Raw genomic sequence first — 11,817 nt, 5'->3', positions numbered from 1 at the left:
GAGCACCGGAGATCCCGGCTGAATCCAAGATTCGACGCCGAGTATTCCTCTTCGAAATGCATCGTGATCAAAAGCTGATTTTTTGAACTTCCTCTAAGTTAAGTACGGTAGGCTGCGTTGATTCGGACATAGTCATAAGTCAAATCACAGCCCCATGCTGTCGCTTCGCCTGTTCCGTTGTTAAGGTCAACGTGAATTGTTACTGTGTCGCCTTGCAAATAAGCAAGCGCCTCTTCTTCATCAAAAGGAATCGGACGAGAAGCCGTCAGCACGACAATATCTCCTAGCTTAATATCAACCGTATCCGGATTCACTGGCTGGCCTGCACGGCCTACCGCTGCAATAATGCGCCCCCAGTTGGCATCAGCACCAAAGACAGCCGACTTAACCAAGCTAGAACCTACAACTGTCTTTGCAATGGCACGGGCAGCCTCATCACTGACCGCATTTGTTACTGTTACCTCAACAAGACGCGTAGCTCCTTCTCCATCACGAGCAATTGCTTTGGCAAGCGTCTGGCATACATGCTGGAAACCAGCAGCAAAGGCTTCCCAGTCAGGATGTCCCGTATTCAACTCATTGTTGCCAGCCAATCCGCTCGCCATCGCAACCAGCATATCATTCGTGCTTGTATCTCCATCTACAGTGATCATATTAAATGTTAAATCCGTAGCAGCTCCAAGCAGCCCTTGCAGCGATTTTTGCTCAATGACCGCATCGGTTGTTACGAAAGCCAGCATGGTTGCCATGTTAGGATGAATCATGCCCGATCCTTTGGCTGCACCAGCAATTTTCACTTCACGACCATCGATGTTCATGGAGACACATACTTCTTTTTTCACCAGATCCGTTGTCAAAATAGCCTGGCAAAATTGCTCAGCCCCTTCGCTACCCGAAGATAATGAAGCAGGCAATCCGGCAATACCGTCTCTTACACGATCCATAGGCAGCAGTTCACCGATTACACCGGTAGATGCTACAGCTATTTCATGATCAGCCAGCCCAAAGGCTTTGGCCGTTGCGGCACGCATTTCATAAGCATCAGCTTCTCCTTGCTGTCCAGTACACGCATTAGCGTTGCCGCTGTTGACAACAACAGCACGCAAATGTCCTTCTGATGCGATACTTTCCCGCGTCACCTTCAACGGAGCAGCCTGAAAAACGTTTGTCGTATAGACAGACGCCGCAACCGCCGGTACTTCACATACAATCGCACCAAGATCGTTTCGTGACGTCTTTTTCAAACCGCAATGCAATCCCCCTGCTTGAAAACCCTTCGGAGATGTAATACTTCCTTCTGCGGCAACACTAAATAAACTCACTACTCCCATGACCTTCTCCTTCCTTTTTATCAACCCGATAAAATTATTTCTGTATTTCAGTTATGGATAAACCGGACTAAGCTTGAGACCTGTTGTCTCATCCCAGCCCATCATCAAATTCAAATTCTGGATAGCCTGACCTGCGGCTCCTTTAACTACGTTATCAATTACAGAAATAATCGTTACTCGTCCCGTCCGTTCATCTACAGCAAATCCAATATCGCAATAGTTAGAGCAAAATACTTCTTTAGTAGCTGGCCATTTTCCTGCTTCACGAACCCGTACAAAAGATCTGCCTTCATAATACTGGCGATACAGCTCAACAAACTCCTCTTCCGTATGGGCTTCTTTCATCCCCGCATACATAGTGCTCATAATTCCTCTTGTCATTGGCACAAGATGTGTTGTAAATGTCACGATCACTGGCTCGCCATTAATATTCGACAGCACCTGCTCAATTTCAGGAATGTGCTGATGTTTGTTCACTTTATATGCTTTGAAGTTTTCATTGATTTCAGCATAATGACTAGTCAGGCTAGTTCCACGACCTGCTCCCGAAACGCCTGATTTTGCATCAATAATAATGCTTGAAGGATCGATCCATCCCGCACTAAGTGCAGGAATAAGCCCTAGCAAAGTTGCAGTTGAATAGCAGCCTGGATTAGAAATCAAATCTTTTCCTCGGACATCGTCACCATAGATTTCACTAAGTCCATATACCGCCTGTTCTAACAGCTTGCTTTCTGGAGCCTCATGTTTGTACCATGCTTCATATGTAGCTCCGTCCTTAATCCGAAAATCACCCGAGAGATCAATTACTTTTAGTCCAACCTCAAGCAATTGCGGAACCAGCTTGCTGCTGACTCCTGATGGTGTAGCAGTGAACACTACATCGGCCTTCTCAGCAATTTCATCCGGATTAACACCGTCCAAATTTTGCGTTACAATCTCCGATAAATGTGGAAAACCATCTGTAATCGGCACTCCCGCACTAGATGCTGAAATAACAGACACAATTTCTACATTTGGATGCCCCAATAAAAAACGAATCAGCTCCACGCCTCCGTATCCGGTGGAACCGACAATGGCAACTTTCACTTTTTCTCCGCTCACTCATCTTACCTCTCTTTCTCTCATCTATTTTTTTATAACTTAGTTAATAAAATATTATACAACTATGCAATAAATATGTATTATTATACATTCATATTTATATAAATACAACAGCTGTGCATAATTAATTCATGGTTGAATAGCCGATAGCAAAAAAAGGCACTATTCCTTCGAAATTTATGTATTCCCAGGAAAATAGTGCCTTATTATTATACACTTGCATTTGCGTTTTCACTTACTTCTCAGCGGAATAACGGAAGTAATTTCCTTTAATTTGCAAAAGTCAGGTTATTTTATGAAAATAGAGGAAATATTTTCTCTAATTGCTCACGAAGCTACTATAAATGGGCTGAAAACAGCTATCTCCCTCCATATAAAGGAATTAACTTCCTCTATTTTCTAATAACAAGATCATTATCGACAAATAAGGGAAGTTTTCTCCACTTTTCACGGTCACAGCAACTTTGATGCAATCCTAAAACTTAACTTAAGATTCTGTACCGTTGATCTTGGCTTGAAGCAGTTCGATCAACTGCTGCTCCATATTTCCTTCTCCGCTTTGCGGTCGTGCTTGGCCATCGTCAGGATTCCCTTTATTGCCTGCTGGTGGTGCTTGACCCTCAGGAGAGTTACCTCCATCTCCTTCGGGAGGTGCAACAGCGCCATCAGCCCTTGGTCCTCCCTGCTCTGCAGGGTTCCCTCCGCCTGGCATTTGCTCCGCCATTTTCGTAATGTACGCCTGCTGATCCTCAGTCAGCTCAGCTGTGATGCTTGCAGCATTATTATCTGTCAATTCATTTGCCGTTACAGTAGCTTGCACGATGGGAAGGATCACCTCTGCCTGCTCTTTTGTAATTCCAAGACCTTGCTGTTCATCAAGCATAATTAGAGATCTAAAAGTGCTCATCAGCTTCATTTGCCCCTCATCCATCATCCCTCCTGGTCCTTGTTGTTCAACTGATGAATTCATTGAATCTTCGGATGAATTGTTCTCTGCTACTGTTCCTGAATCCACGCTCTCCGTTCCACTAGCGACCTGAGCCTGATTTGAGCTGCACGCACTAAGCAAAATCAATGCCAACAGACTCACTCCAATGGATTGTGTAAGATGCCTTGTCGTCATATCGCTTATCTCTCCCAACTTTATTTTAATAGTTTGTGTACTTGCCTTCGTGTTTTATCATATCCCCTTCACCTGAATGCTCCCTTAGTGTGTACTTAAAAAATACATAATGACACCAATTTTTTGTACACAAAAAAGAGCAAACCAAGAGATTACCTCATTGATCTGCTCTGTGCTCATAGCAACGTATTGTTAAATAGTCTAATGGTCAGAATTAAGTTGTCCTCTTAAACCCTTCACCCAGTACTTCATGGGCATTCGTAATAATCACAAAGGCGGTAGGGTCAAGTGTCTGCACAAGCGTCTTAAGACGTGTTACCTCGCTCTGTCCTACGACGACCATTAGCACTGTACGATCATCTCCAGTGTAACCACCTCTAGCATTCAGCTTGGTAAGCCCTCGATCCAATTGAGACAATACGGCATCCGAGATGGCCTCCGTATTCTCTGCAATGATATAGGCTACCTTCGTATAATTAAATCCAAGCTCAATTGCATCGATGATTTTACCGGTTATGTACAGACCGATCAGCGCATAAAGTGCCTTTTCCGGAGAAAGAACAAAACCCGCCAGGGCAATCACCGTACCATCCATCAGTACTACGCATACCGATAAGCTGAGACCGCTGTATTTTTGAATAATTTGAGCCAGTGTTGATAGCCCGCCTGTAGAGCCTCTACCTCGAAAAACAATACCCAAACCAACCCCAACTCCGATACCACCGTAAAGCGAAGCTAGCAAAGGATCCGTAGTCGGTACAGGCAAGTCCTTGGTCATAAATACAAAAAGCGGCAATACGACAGTTCCAAGCAGCGACCGAATAGCATAATCGCGTCCAAGCAGCAGAAATCCCGCTGCAAAAAGTGGAATATTTAGAGCCCACTGCGTGTAAGCCGGTTCAATGCCAAATATGGACTGGACTATAATCGATAGACCTGATACGCCGCCTGATGCGATGTGATTAGGTACCAGGAACATATTGAATGCCAACGCCGTGATTAGCGATCCGATAACAATCATCAAAGTATCAAGAGTATGCCGGACCGGTCCACTAAGTGGAATATAGTCGATAATTCTGCGTTTATGTTGTTTTGGCTGCATTGCAGCCCCCTCCTTACTACTGTCAAAAAAATTCCTACACCTCTCACAAAATTAATTGACATGAATGAAGTGTAGGAATCTGATCTATTATGTTATTGCTGCTCGATTTGAATTTGACTTCTCAAATAACCGTCAATAAAAGCATCCAGATCCCCGTCCATAACAGCGCCAACATTACCTGTCTCAACTGATGTGCGGTGATCTTTTATCATGCTATACGGGTGGAAAACATATGACCGGATCTGACTTCCCCAAGCAATATCAGACTGTTCCCCTCTAATTGCATCAAGCTGCTTCTGTTGTTCTTCCAGCTTACGTTCATACAATTTGGAGCGGAGCATCGTCATAGCACGTTCCCGGTTCTTAATTTGTGAGCGTTCGTTCTGGCACGTTACAACGATCCCTGACGGAATATGCGTGATCCGCACGGCTGAATCCGTCGTATTGATATGCTGACCGCCCGCACCACTCGCACGGTACGTATCGATCTTCAAATCCTCAGTCCGAATTTCAATATCGACATCGTCTGTAATTTCCGGCACGACATCACAGGAAACAAAGGAAGTATGTCTTCTGCCAGATGCATCAAAAGGCGAAATACGTACAAGACGATGCACGCCCTTCTCTGCTTTGAGATATCCGTATGCATTAAAGCCCTTAATGAGCAGTGTAACACTTTTGATACCCGCTTCATCTCCAGGAAGGTAGTCCAGTGTCTCCACCTTAAAGCCACGTTTTTCTGCCCAACGAGTATACATCCGCAGCAGCATTTGTCCCCAGTCCTGAGACTCTGTGCCACCTGCACCAGGATGCAGCTCAAGAATGGCATTCATTTTATCATAAGGCTGATTGAGCAAAAGACCAAGCTCAAACTCTTCCAGCTTACTCAAAATCGCTGCAACAGAGGAGCCTATCTCCTGTGCTAAGGAGTCGTCTCCCTCTTCTTCAGCAAGCTCTGCCATCATTTCCACATCATCAAAATCCTGCTGAAGTACGCTGTATTGATCAACAGAGGATTTGACAGCATTCATTTCAGCAATGACCGCTTGTGCTTTATCATTGTCGTCCCAAAAATCAGGAGCCGCCATTTTCTCTTCATAGTTCGCAATCATCTCTTGCTTAAGATCTAAGTCAAAGAGACCCCCTAAGGTTCGTTAATTTTTTGGCGATTTCTCGCATATCATGCTTCACATTCGGATCAATCATCCTGTAAAGTCACCCTTCCTTGGTTTTATATATACTATGCGTTGTGCATTTACCTGATTAAGTAGAAACGGGGACGCCATTCTAGAGAATGGTCCCCCCGTTGTTTATTTAATAATGGTTCAATTACATGATTCTCGCATTCCGCAAAAATTACGCATTTTGTCCGTGGCAATGCTTATACTTCTTGCCACTGCCGCATGGGCACAAATCATTGCGTCCAACTTGTTCGCCGCGTTGTACCGGACGTTTCTCAGCTGGTTCGCCACTCGTAGAGATCTTGGATTCGTCTACTACAGCCTGACGCTCCTGATTTCTCTCGATTTGTGCTTTCATAATATATGTCGCAACTTCCTCCTGGATGCTGGCTACCATTTGATTGAACATTTCAAATCCTTCAAATTGGTATTCGCGAAGTGGATCTGTACCACCGTATGCACGAAGATGGATACCTTGACGAAGCTGATCCATTGCATCAATATGATCCATCCATTTGCTGTCAACAGCGCGCAATGCGACAACTTTCTCGAACTCGCGTACCATTTCATCCCCAATTGCTTCTTCACGTTGATCATATTTTGCCATAACACGGTCAAAAATATGGTCCACCATCTCATTCGGCTCTTTCCCCCATAGCTCATCACGGGTCACAGCGCCTTCTTCAAGCAGCTTCGAGTTAATATAGTCCGCTACATCCTGCAGCTCCCAGTTCTCAGGAATCTCATCTGCTGTATGAGCTTCTACAACACGCTCAATGACAGGTTTGATCATATCTACAACGATTTGCTTGATATTTTCAGACTCCAGAAGCTCACGCCGTTGTTTATAAATAATTTCACGCTGCTGATTCATAACATCATCATATTGAAGAACGACTTTACGAACGTCAAAGTTGTTGCCTTCTACGCGTTTTTGAGCAGATTCAACCGCACGTGTAATCATTTTGCTCTCGATCGGCTGATCTTCTTCAAAACCAAGACGTTCCATCATGTTCAGCACGTTGTCTGCACCAAAACGCTTCATCAGTTCGTCGCCAAGCGATAAATAGAACTGTGTTGATCCTGGGTCGCCCTGACGTCCAGCACGTCCACGAAGCTGGTTGTCAATCCGCCGAGATTCATGACGCTCTGTACCGATGATATGGAGACCTCCAACCTCAGATACACCGTCACCTAGCAAAATATCAGTACCACGGCCTGCCATGTTAGTTGCGATTGTAACGGAGCCTGGTTGACCTGCACGTGAAATAATCTCAGCTTCTTCAGCATGATATTTTGCATTCAGTACTTTATGCTGAACACCCTTGCGTTTCAGCATATCCGAAACTAGCTCAGAATTTTCAATCGATATTGTACCAACCAGTATAGGTTGATTCTGCGCATGGCGTTTTACAATTTCGTCAACAACGGCTTTAAACTTACCGTTCTCGCTCTTGTACACAACGTCTGGCAAATCGATACGCTGGTTTGGACGATTCGTCGGCACCTGCAGTACTTCCAGACCATAAATTTTCTTGAACTCTTCTTCCTCTGTCTTCGCTGTACCGGTCATCCCAGCCAGCTTGCGGTACATCCGGAAGTAGTTCTGGAACGTAATGGTGGCGAGCGTCATGCTCTCGTTCTGAACCTCGATGTCTTCCTTAGCTTCAATCGCTTGATGCAAACCATCACTATAACGGCGACCCGCCATCAAACGTCCGGTAAATTCATCAACGATTAGAACTTCGTCTTCAGTAACAACGTAGTCCACGTCGCGACGCATAATGACATTTGCCTTAAGTGCCTGTACCACATGGTGGTTCAACGTAATATGGTTATGATCGTACAAATTATCAATACCAAAAGCACGTTCTGCCTTCGCAACACCTTTTTCGGTGAGGGCCACTGCTTTAACCTTGATATCTACCGTATAATCCTCTTCTGGCTGAAGTTTCTTAACAAAACGATCTGCCGCATAATACAACTCAGTCGATTTTTGGGCTTGTCCGGAAATAATTAGTGGAGTACGTGCTTCGTCAATAAGAATGGAGTCCACTTCGTCAATGATACAGAAATAAAGAGGACGCTGAACCATTTGCTCCTTATATAGCACCATATTGTCGCGGAGATAATCGAAGCCAAATTCGTTATTCGTACCATAAGTAATATCGCAAGAATAAGCTTCCTGCTTCTCGGCATGTTCCATACCGTTCAAGTTAACACCTACGGTCATTCCAAGGTAGTTATAGATTTGACCCATTTGCTCACTATCGCGTTGCGCCAAATAATCGTTGACCGTAACTACGTGTACACCTTTTTCTAAAAGAGCATTCAAATAAACTGGTAGGGTTCCGACCAATGTTTTCCCTTCACCCGTTTTCATTTCAGAAATACGCCCCTCATGCAGTGCCATACCACCTAGCAGCTGTACATCGAAATGGCGCATGCCGAGTGTTCTCTTAGAAGCTTCTCTAACTGTTGCAAATGCTTCCGGAAGGATCTCGTCTAACGTCTCTCCCTTCTCAAGGCGATCACGAAATTCTTGTGTTTTGCCTTTGAGCTGCTCGTCCGTTAAAGCTGTAAATTGAGGCTCTAATGTATTAATATAATCTACCGTCTTCATAAGACGTTTGACATCACGTTCGTTCGTGTCGCCAAAAATCTTTTTCACTAATCCTAGCATGGTTTACCCCTTTCATGCATAAACAGATGATTTGCCTAAATTGTAACAGTTTGTATGGGATGCCGCAACAATCGCACGTAGCACCAGTCGTCATATTAAATTACCTTTTATACGAATAAAGAGCCCTATCCGCAAGCGGATAAAGGCTCGTTCCATAAATTTGAATTGCAAGAATTACCAGTCCATTCATACAATCGTCAAGATTGGATACGAATGATTCCAAAGGCTAAGCCTGTTCAATCAATCCGTATTTGCCATCGTTCCGTTTATATACTACGTTAATTTCACGTGTATCGATATTGGAAAATACGAAGAAATTATGGCCTACCATGTTCATCTGAAGAATTGCCTCTTCCACGTCCATAGGTTTGAAATCAAATCTCTTCGTCCGTACCAATTCCAATTCATCATCGGAATCAGCCACAACAGCAGCAGATTTGTCTTCAACGAACAACGTCTTCAGACTGCCTTCCTGACGGAACTTGCGGTTGATCTTTGTTTTGTGCTTGCGTATTTGACGTTCGAGCTTGTCCACTACTGCATCTATAGATGCATACATGTCGTCGCTGCGTTCTTCAGCACGAAGCACTACTCCGGTCAGAGGAATTGTAACCTCAACCGCGTGCAAGCCTCGTACGACACTTAAAGTGACGTAACCACCTGAGGCGGGGGGTGCATCAAAGTACTTATCGAGCCGACTGAGCTTCTTGTCCACATAATCTCGTAGTGCGTCAGTCACTTCAATTTGTTGTCCACGAATACTATAATTCATAGGGCACTCCTCCTTTGCTTTGCACCTTTATTATACCATAAATATTAACAGAAAGTAAAAATGTAAAAAGAGAGTTCATTCAAAAAGTCACATAACCCGTCACATTTTAATCACGAGGTATGTGAACTAGAAAAAATGAACTAGAGAAAATATCCGTTTCAATATGTTTGCAAGAAAAAAAGACCCCGTAATTCCAGGGTCTTATGCTAGCTAGTATCTAATTGTTAACCATCATACCGTTATATGTAGGTCGGCGAAGCCGGATGATTATAATTTGATTACATTAGCCGCTTGAGGGCCACGAGCGCCTTCTACGATTTCGAACTCAACAGCTTGTCCTTCTTCCAAAGTTTTGAAACCGTCAGTTTGGATAGCGGAGAAGTGTACGAATACGTCTGTGCCTTCCTCAGTTTCGATGAAGCCATAACCTTTCTCTGCGTTAAACCATTTTACTTTACCTTGCATGCACTAACATTCCCTTCATTATCAAATAAGAGTGTGATCCTTGTGTGACCAAGTCCACATGTCTGACTATACCACCCAAACTTCTCCAATGTCAATTACCAAAGAAAAGGTTTTACTGTAAATTTATTGTAAATTTTTGTCGATAGAAATGTTACAAAAATCGCCAGTTTTTGCAGGCTTGTCAGCATGATATTGGACCTATTAAACATTAACCTTGGGGAAGGGAGAGTGAAACAGAATCTATTACATATAGATTATTATTTTATAAATAACTTGTTTTGATAACATTCATCTTATTATCAAATTTCAATGCATTAAAATAGTACATTCTCATTTAAAAAAATGTTGCTGTTTCATAAGTTATTCATGTTGGCAGCGTGACTGGATTTTTTGAAACATGCGGATGAAAGGCTATTTATTTTATTTAATGTTCCTTACATTACTATTTTTTCCTCTCCTCTCATCAGCAACAGGCAATAAACTGATGCATCGAGCTATAGACAAAACTGACATTATTAATCCAGTAACAATCTCTACAGAAACTAAAGATAAGAACATATCACCATTAGCCAGCATTCTATCGCTATCATAAGTTGAAAAACAATAAAAACTTGATGAAACATAGGATATCCGGTTACTAGTAGTACCTATTTGCTTAATGTTCATGATAGAGAGTAGAATTATCGTATACCAAAAAATCATTTCTATGTAATTTATTAGCAACAAAACAAGTAATCTAGTACCTGACTCAATTGAATAATTTGGCTTAAAGGATCAAATAATGTAACATTAAATTGGTAAATTACTATCTCGAACACTCTGACTATTGCATAGATCATAAGTAGCCATGATATAGATATACTTGGATTTGAATACACTAATATAGATCCAATAACTGCAACAAGCAAATTACCGATAACCCATTTTCCAACAAATAAAGACCTACTATTAATTTTAAATAATTTTAAAATTAATTCAAAAAATGAAATTTCCCCAAGAAGGCAAGAGTTCCTTTAGGGTACTTATTGACTCTTTCGATATCATCTGCTAGTGGACTCTCAAATTCCCTTGGTCGAACCTACATGTTATGTTATGTACTTTGTATCGTTACTATCGATAAGATTATTCTCCGACTCAGGTATGTACGAAATGTTCATCAAATCCTACAAGTTCTGGCTCCTTTCGACAATTGTATACAATAAACGCATGTGCTTTCTTAATTAGTGTACTGGCTTCTAATCGTAACTCATGTCATTTAGAGTAAGAAAGGATGATTCCGATCTGAACGGAAACCATCCTTTCTTATATTTCTCTTTTATTTCAGGTCAACATAACTATCTGATTGAAACTTTTAATCTTCGGCAGTAAAGCTGACTTCTACCTTAGTACTCTCATGGCTTCCTGGATTGGTGAGAGTAATCTCTACTGAACCTGCAGATATCCCTAATTGAGAAATAGAAATTACAGCTTCATTTTTACCTGAAGATACTACTGTACTACCTGCAACAGTACTAGTTCCTTTGTAATATACTTTTACAATATCACCAGCTGTCAGCCCTGTAACAGTAATTGTATCTGCTTTACCAGAATTATTTACGATTGTAACTGCGGACTCAGATAGTGGTTCAGTGGTAGGCTCCCCTTCATAATCAGCCTTAACTCTGTCACTCTCAGTTTTACCCGGTTCAGTTACACTAACATATACACTTCCACTTGAGAAACCTAGATTTGCTATACTTATGGTTGCTTCACTTCTCGAAGCAGTAACTGTTCCCAGTACCTTACCTGCGGTTTCCAGATCGTAGACCTTCACGATGGTACCTGCAGTCAGGTCGGTTACCGTTACGGTATCTGCTTTACCTGCGTTATTCACGATAGTTACTTTATCTGCAGCTACTTTTGTGGATTGTGCTTCTGCTTCATAGCTCACTTCCGTGCGCTCACTTGCTGCTTTACCTGCTTCCGTCACTTCAACATAAACCTTACCTGCTGCTGTGCCCAATTGTGAGATGCTCAGAACAGCTTCGGTTTTGGTTGCTGCTACAGTTGCTGTTCC

Annotated in this window: 8 protein-coding genes and 1 pseudogene; all 9 read right to left on the bottom strand. The window is 42.6% G+C overall.

Annotation, left to right across the window (positions count from 1 at the left end; all coding sequences use genetic code 11):
* Nucleotides 1–98: 98 nt before the first annotated feature.
* Nucleotides 99–1,331, bottom strand: a complete 1,233-nt coding sequence (gene argJ / locus BLS49_RS23875; RefSeq protein ID WP_091236555.1) for a bifunctional glutamate N-acetyltransferase/amino-acid acetyltransferase ArgJ — start codon at nucleotides 1,329–1,331, stop codon at nucleotides 99–101.
* Between the two features lie 51 nt (nucleotides 1,332–1,382).
* Nucleotides 1,383–2,435, bottom strand: coding sequence for an N-acetyl-gamma-glutamyl-phosphate reductase (gene argC, locus BLS49_RS23870; protein WP_091236553.1), 1,053 nt, complete (start codon nucleotides 2,433–2,435; stop codon nucleotides 1,383–1,385).
* 487 nt (nucleotides 2,436–2,922) lie between these two features.
* Complete coding sequence (locus BLS49_RS23865; RefSeq protein WP_091236551.1) at nucleotides 2,923–3,558, bottom strand: hypothetical protein; 636 nt, start codon at nucleotides 3,556–3,558, stop codon at nucleotides 2,923–2,925.
* Nucleotides 3,559–3,772: 214 nt separating this feature from the next.
* Nucleotides 3,773–4,660, bottom strand: a complete 888-nt coding sequence (locus BLS49_RS23860) for a YitT family protein (RefSeq protein WP_091236548.1) — start codon at nucleotides 4,658–4,660, stop codon at nucleotides 3,773–3,775.
* 92 nt (nucleotides 4,661–4,752) lie between these two features.
* A protein-coding gene (gene prfB, locus BLS49_RS23855; RefSeq protein ID WP_139173176.1) for a peptide chain release factor 2 occupies nucleotides 4,753–5,866 on the bottom strand; the annotation gives its coding sequence in 2 pieces (ribosomal slippage) (nucleotides 4,753–5,793 and nucleotides 5,795–5,866; 1,113 coding nt in all).
* Between the two features lie 150 nt (nucleotides 5,867–6,016).
* Entirely contained in the window at nucleotides 6,017–8,524 is a 2,508-nt protein-coding gene (secA, locus tag BLS49_RS23850) for a preprotein translocase subunit SecA (protein WP_091236543.1), read from the bottom strand.
* A gap of 226 nt (nucleotides 8,525–8,750) precedes the next feature.
* Nucleotides 8,751–9,296 carry a ribosome hibernation-promoting factor, HPF/YfiA family gene (gene hpf / locus BLS49_RS23845; RefSeq protein WP_091236541.1) on the bottom strand — a complete coding sequence of 182 codons (546 nt, stop codon included), beginning with the start codon at nucleotides 9,294–9,296 and terminating at the stop codon, nucleotides 8,751–8,753.
* A 267-nt stretch (nucleotides 9,297–9,563) separates the two neighbouring features.
* Nucleotides 9,564–9,761 (bottom strand): cold shock domain-containing protein, encoded by a 198-nt coding sequence (locus BLS49_RS23840; RefSeq protein WP_091236538.1) that lies wholly within the window; start codon nucleotides 9,759–9,761, stop codon nucleotides 9,564–9,566.
* 1,351 nt (nucleotides 9,762–11,112) lie between these two features.
* Nucleotides 11,113–11,817 (bottom strand): annotated as a pseudogene (locus BLS49_RS24940) (hypothetical protein); the annotation flags it as partial.

This window comes from Fontibacillus panacisegetis (assembly GCF_900102215.1).
Lineage (GTDB): Bacteria > Bacillota > Bacilli > Paenibacillales > Paenibacillaceae > Fontibacillus > Fontibacillus panacisegetis.
The sequence above is the reverse complement of the archived record's forward strand: the minus strand, read 5'-3'. Positions and strand labels throughout refer to the sequence as shown.

Coding starts and splice junctions, on each gene's coding strand:
- argJ (WP_091236555.1), bottom strand. CDS start 1,331: ATGGGAGTAGTGAGTTTATTTAGTGTTGCCGCAGAAGGAAGTATTACA.
- hpf (WP_091236541.1), bottom strand. CDS start 9,296: ATGAATTATAGTATTCGTGGACAACAAATTGAAGTGACTGACGCACTA.
- BLS49_RS23840 (WP_091236538.1), bottom strand. CDS start 9,761: ATGCAAGGTAAAGTAAAATGGTTTAACGCAGAGAAAGGTTATGGCTTC.
- BLS49_RS23865 (WP_091236551.1), bottom strand. CDS start 3,558: ATGACGACAAGGCATCTTACACAATCCATTGGAGTGAGTCTGTTGGCA.
- secA (WP_091236543.1), bottom strand. CDS start 8,524: ATGCTAGGATTAGTGAAAAAGATTTTTGGCGACACGAACGAACGTGAT.
- BLS49_RS23860 (WP_091236548.1), bottom strand. CDS start 4,660: ATGCAGCCAAAACAACATAAACGCAGAATTATCGACTATATTCCACTT.